This is a genomic window from Diaminobutyricibacter sp. McL0608, assembly GCF_039613825.1.
In the GTDB taxonomy this organism is placed as follows: Bacteria; Actinomycetota; Actinomycetes; order Actinomycetales; family Microbacteriaceae; genus Diaminobutyricibacter.
In genome coordinates, this window is the sequence record NZ_CP154826.1 from 3,812,175 (window position 1) to 3,828,224 (window position 16,050).

The 16,050-nt window shown below is 69.2% G+C and carries 22 protein-coding genes; 16 read left to right on the top strand and 6 right to left on the bottom strand.

What is annotated here, in order from left to right:
* The first annotated feature begins 52 nt into the window (after window positions 1-52).
* Window positions 53-694 carry an ArsR/SmtB family transcription factor gene (locus tag AAYO93_RS18205; protein ID WP_345762600.1) on the top strand — a complete coding sequence of 214 codons (642 nt, stop codon included), beginning with the start codon at window positions 53-55 and terminating at the stop codon, window positions 692-694.
* Window positions 694-1,434: an SRPBCC family protein gene (locus tag AAYO93_RS18210; RefSeq protein ID WP_345762601.1), complete on the top strand. Its 741-nt coding sequence runs from the start codon at window positions 694-696 to the stop codon at window positions 1,432-1,434. The genes AAYO93_RS18205 and AAYO93_RS18210 overlap by 1 nt, the downstream gene beginning before the upstream one ends.
* Before the next feature lie 50 nt (window positions 1,435-1,484).
* On the opposite strand, the gene AAYO93_RS18215 is transcribed toward AAYO93_RS18210, so the two are convergent.
* The 6 genes from AAYO93_RS18215 to AAYO93_RS18240 form a co-directional block, all read right to left on the bottom strand.
* Complete coding sequence (locus tag AAYO93_RS18215; protein WP_345762602.1) at window positions 1,485-1,730, bottom strand: hypothetical protein; 246 nt, start codon at window positions 1,728-1,730, stop codon at window positions 1,485-1,487.
* Between the two features lie 220 nt (window positions 1,731-1,950).
* A complete protein-coding gene (locus tag AAYO93_RS18220; RefSeq protein ID WP_345762603.1) occupies window positions 1,951-2,151 on the bottom strand; it encodes a hypothetical protein in 201 nt (66 codons plus the stop codon).
* A gap of 73 nt (window positions 2,152-2,224) precedes the next feature.
* Complete coding sequence (locus AAYO93_RS18225) at window positions 2,225-2,863, bottom strand: TMEM175 family protein (RefSeq protein ID WP_345762604.1); 639 nt, start codon at window positions 2,861-2,863, stop codon at window positions 2,225-2,227.
* 47 nt (window positions 2,864-2,910) lie between these two features.
* The gene (locus AAYO93_RS18230) at window positions 2,911-3,480 is read right to left on the bottom strand and encodes a cysteine hydrolase family protein (protein ID WP_345762605.1); all 570 of its coding nucleotides are present in this window, start codon (window positions 3,478-3,480) and stop codon (window positions 2,911-2,913) included.
* Window positions 3,481-3,582: 102 nt separating this feature from the next.
* A complete protein-coding gene (locus AAYO93_RS18235) occupies window positions 3,583-3,816 on the bottom strand; it encodes a carbon storage regulator (RefSeq protein WP_345762606.1) in 234 nt (77 codons plus the stop codon).
* Between the two features lie 51 nt (window positions 3,817-3,867).
* Complete coding sequence (locus tag AAYO93_RS18240; protein WP_345762607.1) at window positions 3,868-4,209, bottom strand: flagellar FlbD family protein; 342 nt, start codon at window positions 4,207-4,209, stop codon at window positions 3,868-3,870.
* A 223-nt stretch (window positions 4,210-4,432) separates the two neighbouring features.
* Here AAYO93_RS18240 and AAYO93_RS18245 point away from each other — a divergent pair, with 223 nt between their 5' ends.
* From AAYO93_RS18245 to AAYO93_RS18310, 14 genes are all read left to right on the top strand, one after another.
* On the top strand, window positions 4,433-5,269 hold the full coding sequence (locus AAYO93_RS18245) for a flagellin (protein WP_345762608.1): 837 nt from the start codon (window positions 4,433-4,435) through the stop codon (window positions 5,267-5,269).
* A gap of 145 nt (window positions 5,270-5,414) precedes the next feature.
* Window positions 5,415-6,830, top strand: a complete 1,416-nt coding sequence (fliD, locus tag AAYO93_RS18250; RefSeq protein WP_345762609.1) for a flagellar filament capping protein FliD — start codon at window positions 5,415-5,417, stop codon at window positions 6,828-6,830.
* Window positions 6,831-6,858: 28 nt separating this feature from the next.
* On the top strand, window positions 6,859-7,278 hold the full coding sequence (gene fliS / locus AAYO93_RS18255; protein ID WP_345762610.1) for a flagellar export chaperone FliS: 420 nt from the start codon (window positions 6,859-6,861) through the stop codon (window positions 7,276-7,278).
* Window positions 7,268-7,627, top strand: coding sequence for a hypothetical protein (locus tag AAYO93_RS18260; RefSeq protein WP_345762611.1), 360 nt, complete (start codon window positions 7,268-7,270; stop codon window positions 7,625-7,627). Before fliS ends, AAYO93_RS18260 begins: the two co-directional genes overlap by 11 nt.
* 146 nt (window positions 7,628-7,773) lie before the next feature.
* Entirely contained in the window at window positions 7,774-8,115 is a 342-nt protein-coding gene (locus AAYO93_RS18265) for a flagellar basal body rod protein FlgB (RefSeq protein WP_345762612.1), read from the top strand.
* Entirely contained in the window at window positions 8,112-8,507 is a 396-nt protein-coding gene (locus tag AAYO93_RS18270; protein ID WP_345764917.1) for a flagellar basal body rod protein FlgC, read from the top strand. Before AAYO93_RS18265 ends, AAYO93_RS18270 begins: the two co-directional genes overlap by 4 nt.
* Window positions 8,504-8,815: a flagellar hook-basal body complex protein FliE gene (locus AAYO93_RS18275; RefSeq protein ID WP_345762613.1), complete on the top strand. Its 312-nt coding sequence runs from the start codon at window positions 8,504-8,506 to the stop codon at window positions 8,813-8,815. The genes AAYO93_RS18270 and AAYO93_RS18275 overlap by 4 nt, the downstream gene beginning before the upstream one ends.
* A complete protein-coding gene (gene fliF, locus AAYO93_RS18280; RefSeq protein WP_345762614.1) occupies window positions 8,815-10,386 on the top strand; it encodes a flagellar basal-body MS-ring/collar protein FliF in 1,572 nt (523 codons plus the stop codon). The genes AAYO93_RS18275 and fliF overlap by 1 nt, the downstream gene beginning before the upstream one ends.
* Complete coding sequence (gene fliG, locus AAYO93_RS18285; protein ID WP_345762615.1) at window positions 10,386-11,405, top strand: flagellar motor switch protein FliG; 1,020 nt, start codon at window positions 10,386-10,388, stop codon at window positions 11,403-11,405. Before fliF ends, fliG begins: the two co-directional genes overlap by 1 nt.
* On the top strand, window positions 11,398-12,003 hold the full coding sequence (locus AAYO93_RS18290; protein ID WP_345762616.1) for a FliH/SctL family protein: 606 nt from the start codon (window positions 11,398-11,400) through the stop codon (window positions 12,001-12,003). Before fliG ends, AAYO93_RS18290 begins: the two co-directional genes overlap by 8 nt.
* A complete protein-coding gene (locus tag AAYO93_RS18295; RefSeq protein ID WP_345762617.1) occupies window positions 12,000-13,328 on the top strand; it encodes a FliI/YscN family ATPase in 1,329 nt (442 codons plus the stop codon). Before AAYO93_RS18290 ends, AAYO93_RS18295 begins: the two co-directional genes overlap by 4 nt.
* Window positions 13,325-13,756: a flagellar export protein FliJ gene (locus AAYO93_RS18300; RefSeq protein ID WP_345762618.1), complete on the top strand. Its 432-nt coding sequence runs from the start codon at window positions 13,325-13,327 to the stop codon at window positions 13,754-13,756. Before AAYO93_RS18295 ends, AAYO93_RS18300 begins: the two co-directional genes overlap by 4 nt.
* A complete protein-coding gene (locus AAYO93_RS18305; protein WP_345762619.1) occupies window positions 13,753-14,466 on the top strand; it encodes a C40 family peptidase in 714 nt (237 codons plus the stop codon). Before AAYO93_RS18300 ends, AAYO93_RS18305 begins: the two co-directional genes overlap by 4 nt.
* Window positions 14,463-16,031 (top strand): flagellar hook-length control protein FliK, encoded by a 1,569-nt coding sequence (locus AAYO93_RS18310; protein WP_345762620.1) that lies wholly within the window; start codon window positions 14,463-14,465, stop codon window positions 16,029-16,031. The genes AAYO93_RS18305 and AAYO93_RS18310 overlap by 4 nt, the downstream gene beginning before the upstream one ends.
* The last annotated feature ends 19 nt before the right edge of the window (window positions 16,032-16,050 follow it).

Consider the following 16,050-nt stretch of genomic DNA (forward strand, 5'->3'; position numbering starts at 1 on the left):
TCCCGTCGGCTAGCCTGAACGCGTACGCGGCCCACAACCACTCGAGGTTCCCATGCTGGATGTAGCAGTCATCGAAGACACGGCCGCGGCCGAAGCCTCGCTCAACCCGATGCGCGCGCGGATGCTCGCCGAACTCGTCGACCCCCAGTCGGCGACGACGCTGGCGGGCAAGCTGCAGCTCCCCCGCCAGAAGGTCAACTACCACCTGCGCGAACTCGAACGGTTCGGGCTCGTGGAACTGGCCGAGGAGCGCCGCAAAGGCAACATGACCGAACGCGTGATGAGGGCCACCGCGGCGTCGTACGTCATCTCCCCGACGGCCCTCGCCGCAGTGCAACCCGACCCGGCCCGCTCGCCCGACCGCCTGTCGGCACGCTGGCTGCTCGCGCTCGCGGCGCGGCTGGTGAGGGATGTGGGCGAACTGATCACCGGCGCGACCCGCGCCAACAAGGCCCTGGCGACATTCGCGCTCGACGGCGAGATCCGGTTCGCGACTGCGGCCGACCGTGCAGCATTCGCGGAAGAACTCACCACCAGTGTCGCGGGGCTGGTCTCGAAATACCATTCGGAGGCCGCACCCGGCGGTCGCGACTTCCGCTTCGTCGTGGCCGTGCATCCGAGCACGAAGGCCGCGCATCCGACAGCCACACCGACATCCGCGCCAGCCGAGGCGCCGCACCCCGAGGAGAACTGATGGGACACCCCTGGAAGAGCGACGACGAATTCGAGCTCGACGCAACACCCGAAGAGGTCTGGGAGGCCATCGCGTCCGGCCCCGGCATCGATTCCTGGTTCATGGGAGTCAGCTCGGTCGAGCCGGGCGTCGGCGGAGCGGTCAACACCGACTTCGGCGGGTTCGTGCAGCGGTCGGAGATCACCGCGTGGGAGCCGAACCGGCACCTCGCATACTCCAGCGAGGTCGGCCCCGACGGCCGGTTCATCGCGTTCGAATACCTCCTCGAAGCGCACGAAGGCGGCACGACCGTCATGCGCCAGGTCGCAACCGGGTTCCTTCCCGGAGACGACTGGGAAGCCGAGTTCGAGGCGATGCTCACCGGCGGCATGATGTACCAGCGCACCCTGCGGTCGTATGTCGACCACTTCACCGGGCGCTTCGGCGTGCCCGTGTCGGCGATGGTGCAGCACCCGGATTTCGCGCGCGCCTGGGCAGGGATGCTCGATGACCTCGGACTCCCGGCGGATGCTGCCGAAGGAGACCGGGTCACACTCACTCCGTCAGGGTTCGCACCTATCACCGGAGTGATCGACTACCTCGCCGACGGCTACTTCGGGGTGCGCGCGGACGACGCGCTCTACCGCTTCTACCGCGGGTTCTACGGGCCGGGACTCGGGCACCACGTCTTCGCGGAGGGCGCGGACCGCTCGGAGCTCGACGCGGTATGGCTCGCGTGGCTGGAACGCGCGGTAGCCTGACGAGCCGAGGCGTCGGCCACGTGAATCGGGCCGGCGCCTGCGCTCGCCCGCTATTCGTCCCGTTCGGTGTAGTCGCCCTGCTCGGCTGACGCGTCGACGACCTCCTCGTTCCGCTCGGTCTCGGTGTACTCGCCCTCGATCAGCGGGTCGGGCGCACCCTTCTCGGTCTCGGTGTACTGCCCGTGGACCGTGCGCTCCTCGGGTCCCTCGGGCTCGGGGTCCGCTTCGGTGTAAAAACCTTCTTCGTGCTCGCGGTCGCGGTCGCCACCGTCAGCGGGTCCTTCGAACGTGCCCATGACTGCTCCTTTCGCCGGTGACATCCGCGTCGGGCGTTGGGGGGTGCGCTCGATCGCGGGCATCCGTGGTGCGACTCTACGCCCGCCGCTGCGCGCTCACTAGGGCTGCCCGCCTTCCGCCGGGAATCGGGCGCCGAGAATCGCTCGGGACGCCGAGAGTCGCCGCGGTGCGGGCGATGCTCGGCCGCAGGGGCGATTCTCGATCGGGCGACAGGCGGCGCTAGCCGCGCTTCGTATATGCGGCCTTGCGGGACTTGGCGGCGTTGCGCTTCGCCTCATCCATTGCCCGCTGCATACTCGGGTCGTTCCAGAACGAGGTGACGGCGTTCTTCATCTGCTCGTAGCGCTCGCGTCCCGCGCGGGTGCCCAGAACGTAGGCGATGAGGGCGATCACGAGGATCGCCAGGAAACGTGGACGCATGGGCCCCTCCTGACTGTCTGCCTGACGATAGTCCCGTCGCCCCGGGATGGGAAGGGGGTCGCGGAGGGAAGCGCTAGGTCGTCGGAGCGGACCGGTCGCGGTGCGTCCACCGGTCGTACAGCGCTTCGATCGGCCGGCTGAGCAGAAGCAGCAGCAGCCACAGCATCCCGACTTTGGGGACGAGCACCGCGAGGACGAGAGCGACGACGAAAAGCGCGGTCGCGACAGCGGACGACGTGAGGCGGAGGCCGCCGTCGACCCCCTCGCGCAGGAGACCCGGGTTGCGCGTGAGCACGAACTCGATGAGCAGCATGGATGCGCTGGTCACGATCAGCGTGCCGATGTACAGCGCATTCACGCCGGGGTTGGTGCCGCTCGCCAGCGCCAGGACGTTCGTCGCGAACGGCAGGAACACGATGCTCGCGAGCCACAGGAAGTTCAGCCTGACCAGGGTCGGGTTGTAGTCGCGGACGAACTCGAAGACGCGGTGGTGCACGACCCAGAAGCGGGCGATCACGACGAAGGAGACCGCGAACGCGAGGAAGGTCGGCCAGTGGGCGAGGAAAAGCCCCCAGACCGTCGGGTGCGTCTTCGAGATCTGGGCGGCGATGTCGACGAGGGGCAGCACCAGGAGGGTGATCGCGATGGCGACCGCCGCATCCGAGAAGTTGACGAGCCGGTCGAGCCCGCGATCGGTCCGGAACGATGCCATGCGCTCATTCTGCCCGAACCGGTGCCCGGAGGAGCGGTGCGGATCGCTTAGAGCGCGGCGACGAAGTCGTCGATCGAGACGACCTCGGCCTGCCGCGGGAAGATCTTCTCGGTGAGAACGCGATGCACCTCGGGGTCGCGGTCGAAGCATCCGTCTTCGAGCACGACGATCCGGAAGTCGTGGTCGGCCCCGTCGCGAACGGTCGACAGCACGACGCCGCTGGTCGAGATCCCGCACAGCACCAGCGTGTCGACGCCGCGCGCCAGGAGCTGCTCGCGCAGATCCGTCGTACTGAACGCGCCGACGCGGGACTTGCGCACGACGATCTCGTCGTCGGCGGGGGCGATGCGCGCGTCGACCTGGGTGTCGGGTCCGTCGAGCATCCGCCCGGTCGCTGCCGCCGCGTGGAAGGTGACGTTACTCGCGGGAACTGCGGCGATGTCATCCTCGGTGAGCGCCACGCGCACGTAGCCGACCGTGAGGTCGGCGGCACGAGCCGCTTCCCGGGCGCGCAGGAGCCCGTCGACGAACGCGTCGGCGTCCGGGACCTGGGCGACGATGGACGGCTGCACATCCATGATGAGCAGCGCAGTGGAGACGGTGTCGAGAGAATTCACGCCCACACCCTAGCCCGTCTCCCTCTGCGGCGAGCACAGGAAAAGTCAGGCTTTGCGGTCGCCGAAGGCCGCCTTTTCCTGTGCTCGCGAAGTGTGGGCGGGCTAGAGCCCGAGGGACTTCTTGATGAGGTCCTCGGCGTCGTCGGTGTGGGCGGCAGCCTCGGCCTCCTGGTTGGCCTCGGCCACGGCCCGGACGACCTCGTCGCGCTGGATGCGCAACCCGCGGGGCGCGTCGATCCCGATGCGGATGCCGTCGCCTCGCGACTCGAGCACCGTGATGACGATGTCGTCACCGATGAGCACCCGCTCCCCCGGTTTGCGCGTCAGTACCAGCATTGGCTCAGCCTATCCCGACGACATGACTGCAGCTGCTGTCCGTACCGCCGCTCATCGCCGTCCGGCGAGCGAACGCTCGAGCCGGCGTGCCCGCACGCGGTCCAGTTCTACCGGGCGCGCAGCCTCGGCGATCTCGGATGCGGGCCGGATGGGGATGCGCGCCGCCCGCTCCGGAACACGCTCGGTGACACGCTCCGGGATCCCGTGGGCGATCGCGATGACACGGGCACGGTATGCGGCGATCCGCTCGATCACTTCCGCCATCGTCTCGGTCACCGTGAAGATCGAGCCGTCGACCAGCACCAGCGTGGTGTCCGGGTTGGCGTGGATGCGCTCGATGAGATCGGGGTTGACCGCGAACTGGCTGTGGTTGGGCCGCGTGGCGACAATCATGGGCGTGTTCCTGGTCCCGGCCCTGGATGAGCCGACACCGTCCACTATCGACGGGATGGCCGCGCGCGTAAGTCGTACGTACTGCAGAGCACCGCGCCGAGTCGGCGCACAAACTTTTCCGCGAAACGGCTAACCGCTGGCGAACGGCCGCCGATAGCTCATGGTGTACGACGCCGGACCACGGACGGGCCGGTGGACAAACCCACTCAAGGAAGAAGCCATCATGGGAATGACGATTGCGACCAACAACGCGGCTCTGAACGCGTACCGCAACCTCAACAACACGCAGAACAAGCTCAACTCGTCGCTGCAGAAGCTGTCCAGCGGCTTCCGCATCAACAACGCAGCCGACGACGCGGCCGGCCTGTCGATCTCCGAGGGCCTGCAGTCGCAGATCTCCGGCATCGCCCAGGCGGGGCGCAACGCACAGGACGGCATCTCGGTCATCCAGACCGCTGACGGCGCACTGAGCGAGGTCACCTCGATCCTGCACCGCATGCGCGACCTGGCCGTCCAGGGTGCCAACGACTCGAACAGCACCAGCTCCCGCGCCGCGATCAAGACCGAAGCCGACGACCTCGGCAAGGAGCTCGACCGCATCGCCACCAACACGAACTTCAACGGCATCAACCTGCTCCAGGGCGGTTCGCTGAACTTCCAGGTGGGCGCCGGATCGACCGCGGACAACACCATCGCGGTGAACCTCACGGACCTGAGCACGGCTGCAGGCACGCTGAGCGGCGCCGCCGGTGCAACCGGGTTCGACGTCACCACGAACGCGACCGCCAACACGACGATCGCCGCCATCGACACCGCCATCGACGCTGTCTCCACCTCACGTGCAGACCTCGGCGCCTCGATCAACCGTTTCCAGTCGGCAGCGAACAGCCTCAGCATCGCGGGCCAGAACCTGACCGCTGCGAACTCGCAGATCAAGGACACCGACATGGCGGCCGAGATGGTCAACTACACCCAGTCCAGCATCCTCGCCCAGGCCGGTACCGCCATGCTCGCGCAGGCGAACCAGTCGGGCCAGGGCATCCTCAAGCTGCTCCAGTAGTCGGAGCAAACGCTGAGCGCCTGGCGGTGACCGGGAGACGAACTGGACCTCGTCTCCCGCAATCCGCCGGGCGCTTTCGCGTCTCACCCCGCAGCCAACGCCGACGCCGACACCCACGCACCACCAGCACGAAAGCGGTCAGACAGTGACAGGAATCCAGCTCCCGGGCCTCGCCACCGGGCTCGACAGCGCCAGTCTCATCGCGTCGCTCATGCAGTTGTACGCGGCGCCCGAGAACGTGATCAAGGCGAAGATCACCACCGACAACTCGAAGATCAGCGACCTGCAATACCTCAACACCCAACTCGCCGCGCTGAAGACGGCAGCGGACACCAATGCCAAGCCTGCGGCTCTCGCGGCTTTCACCACGTCCGCGTCGAGCACCGCGATCACCGCCAAGGCGGGTTCGGGTGCCGCCGCCGGCAGCATCGACATCAGCATCGGGCAGCTCGCGCAGGCGCAGACCTCGGTGACTGGCACGTTCAGCACCTGGCCGGACAACCCGCCCACGATCACCGTCGTGAACTCGAGCGGTGTGCAGACCCAGGTGACCGCGGTCACGAACAGCCTCGACGATGTCGTCGAAGCGATCAACAACTCGACTGCCGGTGTCACGGCGCAGAAAGTCGCGACCGGCACGGACGGCTCCGGCAACCCGGTCTTCCGCCTGCAGCTCACCTCGAAGTCGAGCGGGGCCGCCGGCGCGTTCCAGATCTACCGCGGCACTGCCGCCGACGTGACCGCGGGCACCGCGACCGACCTCATGTCCGACCCGGGGGCGGCGACCATCAGGGTCGCACAGGATGCCTCGGCCACGCTCTGGGCAGGCACTGCGGCACAGCAGACCATCACGTCAGCGTCCAATACGTTCACGAACCTGCTGCCCGGCGTCGATGTCACCGCCACCGCCGTCACCTCGGCGCCCGCCACCCTCACCGTCACGCCCGATGTCGCCACCTCGTCGCAGACCGCCGACACCTTCGTGACCTCGATCGGCACGATCCTGGCGAACATCCTCAACGGGCAGAAGACCGCCTCCAGCACGGATGCGAGTGGCGCGGTCACGACGAAGCTCGGCACCCTCACGGGCGACTCGAACATCCGCTCCATCAACGACAGCCTGATCGGCGCCGCGACTGACCCCGTCAACGGCGTCTCGCCGTCATCGATCGGCATCAACATCTCGGTCGACGGCAGCTACAACGCGACGGTCACGTTCGATCCGGATGCGTTCGCCTCCGCGATGGCATCGGACCCGGCGGGCACGCAGGCCATGTTCAACGCGATCTCCGCGCGGGTCTCGGGTGCGGCGAACGCGGCCTCCGACCCCTACCAGGGCACCCTCTCGTCGGAGATCAAGAATGCGCAGTCCGAGGTCTCCGACCTGAACGACCAGGTCGCGAGCTGGGACGCCCGCCTCGCGGCCCGCCAGGCGGCCCTCCAGCAGACGTACGCCGCGCTCGAGGTGGCCGTGAACAAACTCAACGCCCAGGGGTCGTATCTGACCCAGCAGCTGGCCGGCCTGACCAACTCGTCCTCATCCTCATCCTCGTCGAAGTAGCCACGTAGCCAAGTAGCCAGGAGCACGCATGACCACCCAGACCGCGCAGCTCGCGCAGTACAACCGGAACGCGATCCTCTCAGCGACCCCGACACAGCTGGTCACGATGCTCTACGACCGGCTCGTCCTCGACCTCAAGCGCGCCGAGGCGGCCCAGGACGAGGAACGCTGGGCGGATGCGCACGAGCAGCTCCTGCACGCGCAGGACATCGTCGCCGAGCTGTCGTCGAGCCTCAAGATCGAGGTCTGGGACGGCGCGAGCGGTCTCTTCGCCATCTACGTGTACGTTCACCAGGCGCTGGTCGACGCGAACATCCACCGCAACATCGCCCGCACCCGCGAGGCGATCGGGCTGATCGAGCCGTTGTGCGCGTCGTGGCACCAGGCCGCGCAGCTCATCCCCGCCCACGGTGCGGTCGCTGCCGGGGGCTCGCTCGGTGTCGCCTGAGCCTGTCGGGTCGCCCGAGCCGCCCGAGTCGAGCAGGTCGACCGAGCCGAACGCGTCGTCCGAGCCCATCGGGGCCTGGACCGTCCTCCTCGACCGGTTCGAGGACGAGATCCGTCGCGTCAACCGCGGAGACACCTCCGACCTGCCCGACTGGGCCGAACCCGACGGCTTCCCGCCCCTGCCGGCCGAACTCGCCGGGCGAGCCCGCAGCATCCTCGAACGCCAGCGCAGCACGGCCGACCGCGCTGCCGCCGCGCGACGCGAAATCGGTCGCGAACTGGCCGCTGTGCGGGCCATTCCCGCGCAGGCGGCCACCCAGCTCCCGCGGTATCTCGACCGTCTCGCGTGATCGCCCGGTGAAATCCGGTGGATGCTGCGCGAATCGCTAACGGATTCCCGCAAGCGGTCGATAGCTGAGGTTGAGCACGGACTGCTCCCTCACGAGGCCACGGATCGGCCGACCCCACACATGACGACACCGTGAAGTGAGTCAGCATGATCGAATCCGTGACCCAGGCCGCCCTCTCGAGCGCCCTGGCCGGCCTCTCCGCCCGGCAGACGGCCATCGCGAACAACATCGCGAACGTGAACACGCCGAACTACCAGGCCCAGCGGGTGTCCTTCGAGGATGCGCTGGCCGCGTCGGTCGCGAACCATGACGGACACGTCGACCCGGTCACGCAGCTGTCGCTGGAGCCGACGCAGCTGAACGGCAACAACGTCAACCTCGACACCGAGACCACCTCGGACATCGAGACCGGGCTGCGGTACCGGTTCGCCACCCAGGCGATGACCCAGCAGTTCGCCGGCATCCAGGCCGCGATGAGGACCAGCTGATGGCCGACGCGATCGGAATCGCCGCGACCGGGCTCGGACTGCATCGCCACTGGCTGGATGCGATCTCCGACAACATCGCGAACGTCAACACGGCCGAGCCGACCAGCGGGGCGGCCTTCCAGGCCCGTTACGTGGTCGCGCAGGCCGGCGAAGGCACCAGCGGCGTCTACGTCGCGGGGGCCGCCTACGGGAGCGCCGCCGGCCGCGTCGTCCACGATCCCGAGAACCCCCTGGCGGATAAGGACGGCAACGTGCGCATGCCCGACATCGACCTCGGTTCGCAGATGGGCGCACTCATCATGGCGCAGCGTGGCTACCAGGCGAACGCCGCGGTGATCGACCGCGCCCAGACCACCTACGAAGCCGCACTGCAGATCGGACACGGTTCATGAGCATCCTCCCGATCTCGGCCCTCTCCGGCGTCACCGGAGCCGGTTCGATCACGCAGGCGGGGACCGCGGCTGCGTCCGCCACCGACGGCTCCGGCTTCGCAGCCAGCCTGGCCGGCGCGATCGACAACGTGCAGCAGCTGCAGTCGAACGCGAACGATCTCGCCGTCAAAGCGGTCACCGGCAACCTCGACGACATCGCCACCGCGACCGTCGCGGCCACCCGGGCGCAGGTCACCACGGAACTCGTCGCCGCCGTCCGCAATGACGGCGTCAACGCCTTCAACAAGATCATGGAGATGCCGGCCTGATGCCGAAACAATTGGCCGCGTTCTTCCAGCGGCTCAGCGGGAGTGTGCGCGCCTTCTCGGCCGCGCAGAAGACGATCGCCATCCTGGCCATCGCCGTTCTCGCGCTGGGGGCGGTGTTCCTCGGAACCTGGCTCTCCACCCCGCAGTACACGCCGCTGTTCACCGGACTCGCCGCCGCGGACGCGTCAGCCGTCGTCGACCAGCTGAACTCCGACGGCGTGAAGTACCAGCTCACCGACGGCGGAGCCACGGTGCTCGTGCCCCAGGACAAGGTGTACGACGAGCGCCTGAAGGCTGCCTCTGCCGGCCTCCCGTCGTCGAGCACGAACGGCTACGCGCTCCTCGACAAGATGGGCGTCACGAGCAGCGAGTTCCAGCAGGACGTCATGTACAAGCAGGCCATGGAGGAGGAGCTGGCGAAGACCATCCAGGCCATGAACGGCGTGCAGACCGCATCCGTCAAGCTTGCGATCCCGAAGGAGACGGTCTTCACCTCCCAGGCGGCTGATCCGACCGCTTCCGTCTTCATCAAGACCGACGCAGGCGCGACGCTCAGCTCCGACCAGGTGGATGCGATCGTGCACCTGACCAGCGCATCCATCGAGAACATGAAACCCGTCGACGTCACCGTCGTCGACTCGAGCGGCCAGACACTGTCTGCCCAGGGCGCAGCGGCAGCAGGCTCGTCCGACAAGCTCACCTCGGCCTACGAGGCGAAGACCACGGCGGCCATCCAGGCGATGCTCGACCGCATCGTCGGGCCGGGGAATTCCACGGTCGCCGTCTCCGCGAACCTCAGCGATGCGACCTCGCAGCGGGTGTCCGAGACGTTCCAGACGCCGAAGGACAGCCCCGTACTCAGCGAGACCAGCCAGACCGAGACCTACACGGGAACTGGGAGCGCCGCGGCGGGAGTCCTCGGACCCGACAACATCGCCGTGCCCAACGGCACCAGCGGCAACGGCGCGTACAACGCGGCGAACGGCACCAAGAACAACGCCATCGACAAGGTGACGCAGACCGACAACATCCCCGCCGGCACCGTGCAGCGGCAGACCGTGTCCGTCGCGATCAGCAACAAGGCGCTCGGCAACGCGAGCCCCTCCAGCATCCAGTCGCTCGTCGAGGCGGCGGCAGGATTCGACAAGACGCGCGGCGATGTCGTGACGGTGGCTGCGGTCGGCTTCAACACCGACCAGGCGAAAGCGGCCAAAGCGGCCCTGGATGCCAGCACGCAGGCGCAGAAGAACGCACAGACGAGCAACCTCCTGCGCGATGCGATCATCGCGGGCGTCGTCGTCATCGTCGCGACGCTCGCCCTCATCTTCTTCCTGCGCCGCGGCCGCCAGCGGCGCGAACCGGTCGACCTCGAGATCCTCGGCCCGGACGACGACGAGCTCGATGCGATCCTCGCCGGCCACAAGCTCGCCATCGAGCAGCCCGTGCCCATGCCGGTTCTCGAACCGACCAGCACCGAGGTGAAGCGGGCCGAGATCGCCACCCTCGCCGGGCGCGACCCCGAAAAGGCCGCCGAGCTGCTGCGCGGACTGATGGATGAGAGGACCAGCTGATGCCCGAACAGGTCAAAGAGCTGACCGGCACCCAGAAGGTCGCCATCGTCCTCATGAACCTCGACCCCGTGCGGGCGTCGACGGTGATGAAGCAGTTCTCCGACGCCGAGGCCGAGGAGATCACCAGCGAGATCATCCGCCTGCGCCGTGTCGACCCCGACATCGCCGACCAGGCCCTCAGCGAGTTCCACGAGCTGGCGACGTCCGGCCGGGTCAGCGCACGCGGTGGCCGCGACTTCGCCCAGGGACTCCTCGAGGCGTCGTTCGGGTCGGAGCGGGCGGCCGGCGTACTCAACCGCGTCGCGAGCTCCATGGCAGGCAAGGCGTTCGAGTTCCTCGACGATGCGGAGCCGTCGCAGATCGTCACCCTCCTCGACGGGGAGATGCCGCAGACCTGCGCCCTGGTGCTGGCCCACCTGCGGCCCGCGCATGCCTCCAAAGTCATGGCCGGCTTCCCCGACGAGCTCCGCACCGAGGTCGCTCGGCGCATCGCAACGATGACGAGCGCCACCCCGGAGTCGATCGCCCTCGTCGCGCAGTCGCTCAAAGAGCGCTCTGCGGCGGTGGTGGCTCCCAGCGCCGCGGCCGAGGTCGTCGGCGGAGTCCAGCCGCTCGTCGACATCATCAACCGTTCCGACATCAACACCGAGCGCGCCGTGCTCGCCGGGCTCGACGAGGTCGACCCGCAGCTCGCCGACGAGGTTCGCTCGCGCATGCTCACGTTCGGCGACATCGTGAAGCTCGAGAAGAAGGACGTGCAGCAGGTGCTGCGCGGAATCGACAACCTGGTGCTCGCCGTTGCGATGAAGGGCGCCTCGGAGGCCGTGGTCGCGACGATCCGCGAGAACCTCTCCGAACGCAACCGCGAACTCCTCGACGACGAGATCCGCACGATGGGCCCGACCCGCAAGTCGCAGGTCGAGGAGGCGCGTGCCGATGTGGTCCGCGCGATCCGCGAGCTGGAAGCATCCGGCGGCATCGTGATCCACCGCGGCGACGAGGACGGTTTCGTTGACTAGTCCAGCCTTCACCGCGGTCGCCTTCCCCGCCGTCCGCAGCCGCTCGCAGTCCGAGGCGGAGGAGCAGGCGCGCGCTCGCGGCTACGCGGCCGGCTACGCCCAGGGCGCCCGCGAGGCCGAACGCGAACTGGCCGAACGCCGCAAGCAGCTCGACGCCGAGTTCGCCGTGGCGGCCGAGCAGGCCGAAGCGCTCCTTCAGCGCCGGCTGGGCGCCGTCGAGCTCATGCTGCACACATTGGATGCGCGGCTCGAGCCGGTCGTCGAGAGCGCCCAGCAGTCGCTCGCGGTAGCAGCCCTCGACCTGGCCGAGGCCGTCGTCGGCGTCGAACTCGGCGACGCGGAGAGTTCCGCGAAAGCCGTCGTTACCCGGGTGCTGTCGAGCGTGGATGCGAACGAGACGACGGTCGTGCGGGTCAATCCGGGCGAGCTCCCGCTCCTCGCCGCGCTGTTCGGCGGGACTGAGGCGATCAGCCTGGTCGCCGACGCGTCCCTCGACCGCGGCGACGCGATCGCGGAGTTGCCGAGCGGATTCGTGGATGCGCGCATCCGGTCCTCCCTCGATCGCGCACGCTCCGCACTCCTCGGGGAGCGCTCATGACCCCGACCCTGGTGCGCCCGCACGCCGACGACTTCGCCCTCGCCCTCGATGCCGCGCGGCCCGAACGGGTCGGCCGGGTCACCCGCGTCGTCGGCCTCACCATCGAGATCGCCGGACTCGACTGCGTCTCAGGCGATCTGGTCACGATCGGGGACGCGAACCCGATCGACGCCGAGGTCGTCGCCACCTCGACCACCGGCGTCCACGTGATGCCGCTCGCCCGCACCGACGGCATCGGCACCGGCACGCCCGCGCGGTCCAAGGGCACCCGGGCACTCGTCCCCACCGGCGTCGGCCTCCTCGGGCGCGTCGTGGACGGGCTCGGCCGCCCCATCGACGGCAAGGGGCCCCTTGCCTCCGACGGCGGGGTTCCGCTCGCGAACGAGAGCCCGTCGGCGATGCAGCGTGCCCGGATCACGGATGCGCTCCAGACCGGCGTGCGCGTCCTGGACACCCTGACCACCGTCGGGCGGGGCCAGCGCCTCGGCCTGTTCGCCGGCTCCGGGGTCGGGAAGTCCTCCCTGCTCTCGATGATCGCCCGCGGCACGGACGCCGAGGTGTCGGTCATCGCACTCGTCGGCGAGCGCGGACGCGAGGTGCGCGAATTCCTCGAAGACGACCTCGGCCCCGCGGGCCTCGCACGATCGATCGTCGTCGTCTCGACCTCGGACGAACCGGCACTGATGCGCCTCCGCGCCGCCTTCCTCGCGACCCGGATCGCGGAGTCCTTCCGCGACGAGGGCAAAGATGTCGTGCTCATGATGGACTCGCTCACCCGCGTCGCGATGGCGCAGCGTGAGATCGGGCTGTCGGTCGGCGAGCCGCCTGCGACCCGCGGGTACCCGCCGTCGACGTTCTCGATCCTCGCCCAGCTCCTGGAGCGGGCCGGCACGGCGGACCGCGGTTCCGTCACCGGCCTCTACACCGTGCTCGTCGACGGGGACGACCACAACGAGCCCATCGCCGACGCCGCCCGCTCCATCCTCGACGGGCACGTCGTGCTCGACCGGAAACTTGCGATCGTCGGCCATTTTCCTTCGGTCGATGCCCTCGCATCCGTCTCCCGCGTCGCCTCCAAAGTGAACTCGGCCGAGCACGAAGGGCTCGCGATGCAGCTGAGGACGGTCATGGCCGCCCGGGCCCGGGCGCAGGACCTCATCGACGTCGGCGCCTACCAGTCCGGCACGAACCCGCTCGTGGATGCGGCCGTGACGTACGAGGACGAGATCAACGCGTTCCTGCGGCAGCGGATGGACGACCACACCGAATCAGAGCACGCGTGGTCCCAGCTCGCCCGGCTCGACCGACTCCTCGGAGGTGCATGATGCCGAAACCGTTCTCACTCGCGGGTCTCCTGAGGCTCCGCCGGACCGAACAGGACATCGCCGGGGCGGAGCTCGCCCGCGCGAACGCCCGCATCCGCGACAACGCGACGACGGAACGGCGTGCGCGCCGGGCGCTGGCCGAATACGGGGACACCGCCACCAGCACCGAGACCCTCCGCGCCATCGCCGCCGCCCGCCAGGCCTCTGCGACCATGCTCGCAGAGCTCCAGATCGTGCTCGACGACGACCTCTCCGCCCACGAGCGCGCCAGGGCCGACTACCTCACGGCACGGATGCGCTTCACGGGTCTCGAGAAGACCGAACGCCGACACCGCGAGGCCGCGATCGCCGAAGACCTGAAGCACGAGCAGCAGGCGCTGGACGAGCTCACGGGCTCGCGGGCGGCACGCGAGAAGGGCGACGAATGAGCGCCATCGACGCCGTCAACCGCATCCAGGAGATCCAGCAGACCTTCGTCGCCCTGCAGACCGGCACCGTCGGATCTGCCTCGGCCACCGCATCCGAATCGTTCACCGGCGCACTCGCCGGCGCGCTCGCGAACACGCAGACGGGCACCGCGGGTACGGCCGGATCGGCCGGATCGGCCGGATCGGTCACCGGCCAGGACATCGTCGCCGATGCGCGCAAGTACCTCGGCGTCCCGTACGTCTTCGGCGGCACCACCTCGTCGGGCATGGACTGCTCGGGCCTCGTCCAGACCGTGCTGAAAGACGTCGGCATCTCCTCACCCCGCCTCGTCTCGGGCGAGTCGACCCTCGGCACGGCGGTGCCGTCACTGGCCGATGCGCAGCCGGGCGACCTCATCGTGCTGAAGAACAACGAACACATCGTGATCTACGCCGGCGACGACAAAGTCATCCACGCACCGGACGTCGGTCGCAACGTCTCCGAAGTGCCGAACTGGCTGACGGATGCGGACATCGAGACCATCCGTCGCGTTGCGCCCTCGACCTCCGCCGCTGCGTCGCCGGCGTCGTCCGCATCCGCGCTCTCCAGCTCGCAGATGACGCAACTGCTCTCTGCGATCCAGGGGTCGCTCGGTGGCGCGTCGAGCACGACGTCCGGTTCCGGATCGCTCTCGTCGCTGCTGTCGCTCCTGCAGGGAGGCGCCCTGTGAGCGGCACGACGAGCGTGATGCCCGCGCAGTCCCGGGTTCACCGGGCGGAGGCCGCCCAGGTGCCCGAAGCGTCGGGCGGGTCCGGGTTCGCGGATGTGCTCGCCGGGCTCACCGCCGACCGTCGCGACGAGTCGGCCGCGGGTTCGCCGACGCACTCGGTCAAGCGCGCTCGGCCTGGCGGTGGCGCGGCCGACTCGGAGGCGACGGCGTCGGCGGATGCGGGTCAGAACTCAGCTGGGTCGCCCGCGGCTGACCCTGGCGCGGGCTCCTCGGCAATGCCGGTCGTGCCGTCGGGTGCCGCCGGTTCGGGAGGGGATGCGTCCGGGTCGCCGGTCGCCGCCGGCCTCGCGCAGGCGAGCGGACTCACGGGTGGGCAGCCTGTGTCGACGGGGGCCCTGACGGTTGCCGCGGGTACGCAGGCTCCGTCGGTGACGCAGTCCTCACCTGTGACCGGGACGACGGGCGCGCAGGACTTGGGCGCAACCTCGACCTCGGCCGCGACTCTCCTTGCGGCCGCTCCGGGGTCATCCGCAGTGGTCGCCCCGTCGGCGAAGCCCACGGGCTCGTCGCCGGCCGGAGTCGGTGCGCAGGCGGGGACCGTCTCGCTGCCTGCGGATGCGCAGGTCGCGACGGGTCAGACCGTCGCTTTCACCGCATCCGGCGCAGCCGCATTCGCGGCAACCGCATCCGCCGCAGCCGCATCCGCATCCAGCGCGGCCGCATCCACCACATCCGCGGCAACCACATCCACCGTATCCGTCCCCGCATCCAGCGCATCCGCCACCACCGACGGCGCATTCCCTCCGCCAGCATCCACGGGTTCCGCCGCCGCCACCGGCCCGGCGTCGCTCGCAGCGTCCGCGCTGTTGTCCGCAGCGCCGCCGGCGACCCAGCAGGCGGAGTCCGCGCAGCCGACGACCACGCCAGGGGGAACCGACGCCGCAGTGACCGGCTTCACGACACCCCTCGGAACATCCGTCAGCACGGGGGCACCGGCGGCGAGCGCCGCCACGAAGGCAGCACCCGCGCAGCCGGACGCATCAGCGACCGCTCTTGCGCAGGTCGCGCCGTCCGCGATCCCCACGACCCCCGCATCCGTCGCGCCCGCAGCATCCACCGCATCGGCCTCGCCGACCGCGCCGGCGTTCCAGGCGTTCGCCGACCAGGTCGCGAAGCCGGTCTTCGCACTCGCTGCGGCCGGGGACGGCAACCACACCATGACCATCAGCGTCACACCCGAGAACCTCGGGCCGGTCACAGTGCGGGCGCACATCTCGGGTGACGCCGTGCGGATCGAGCTGTTCTCGCCGTCGGACACCGGGCGCGACGCGCTCCGTCAGCTGCTGCCCGACCTGCGTCGCGACCTGTCCGCGACCGGAGCGAACACCAATCTGGACCTCTCATCGCAGGGCCAGCCCGACGCGCAGCAGAATGCCGGGACCCTCCGACAGGATCCGCGACCGCTTGAGCGCACCCCCCGACAGGATCACGCCGTCGACGCGCCCGCAGCATCCGTCCACCAGCCCCGCGCCGTGTCATCGACCGGCCTCGATGTGATGGCCTGACCGCCCAAGGAGAACAGAA

Bases quoted from the DNA above. Each gene is read 5' to 3' on its own strand.
- AAYO93_RS18205 (WP_345762600.1), top strand. From the start codon at position 53: ATGCTGGATGTAGCAGTCATCGAAGACACGGCCGCGGCCGAAGCCTCG.
- AAYO93_RS18210 (WP_345762601.1), top strand. From the start codon at position 694: ATGGGACACCCCTGGAAGAGCGACGACGAATTCGAGCTCGACGCAACA.
- AAYO93_RS18215 (WP_345762602.1), bottom strand. From the start codon at position 1,730: ATGGGCACGTTCGAAGGACCCGCTGACGGTGGCGACCGCGACCGCGAG.
- AAYO93_RS18220 (WP_345762603.1), bottom strand. From the start codon at position 2,151: ATGCGTCCACGTTTCCTGGCGATCCTCGTGATCGCCCTCATCGCCTAC.
- AAYO93_RS18225 (WP_345762604.1), bottom strand. From the start codon at position 2,863: ATGGCATCGTTCCGGACCGATCGCGGGCTCGACCGGCTCGTCAACTTC.
- AAYO93_RS18235 (WP_345762606.1), bottom strand. From the start codon at position 3,816: ATGCTGGTACTGACGCGCAAACCGGGGGAGCGGGTGCTCATCGGTGAC.
- AAYO93_RS18240 (WP_345762607.1), bottom strand. From the start codon at position 4,209: ATGATTGTCGCCACGCGGCCCAACCACAGCCAGTTCGCGGTCAACCCC.
- AAYO93_RS18245 (WP_345762608.1), top strand. From the start codon at position 4,433: ATGGGAATGACGATTGCGACCAACAACGCGGCTCTGAACGCGTACCGC.
- fliS (WP_345762610.1), top strand. From the start codon at position 6,859: ATGACCACCCAGACCGCGCAGCTCGCGCAGTACAACCGGAACGCGATC.
- AAYO93_RS18265 (WP_345762612.1), top strand. From the start codon at position 7,774: ATGATCGAATCCGTGACCCAGGCCGCCCTCTCGAGCGCCCTGGCCGGC.
- AAYO93_RS18275 (WP_345762613.1), top strand. From the start codon at position 8,504: ATGAGCATCCTCCCGATCTCGGCCCTCTCCGGCGTCACCGGAGCCGGT.
- fliF (WP_345762614.1), top strand. From the start codon at position 8,815: ATGCCGAAACAATTGGCCGCGTTCTTCCAGCGGCTCAGCGGGAGTGTG.
- fliG (WP_345762615.1), top strand. From the start codon at position 10,386: ATGCCCGAACAGGTCAAAGAGCTGACCGGCACCCAGAAGGTCGCCATC.
- AAYO93_RS18295 (WP_345762617.1), top strand. From the start codon at position 12,000: ATGACCCCGACCCTGGTGCGCCCGCACGCCGACGACTTCGCCCTCGCC.
- AAYO93_RS18300 (WP_345762618.1), top strand. From the start codon at position 13,325: ATGATGCCGAAACCGTTCTCACTCGCGGGTCTCCTGAGGCTCCGCCGG.
- AAYO93_RS18305 (WP_345762619.1), top strand. From the start codon at position 13,753: ATGAGCGCCATCGACGCCGTCAACCGCATCCAGGAGATCCAGCAGACC.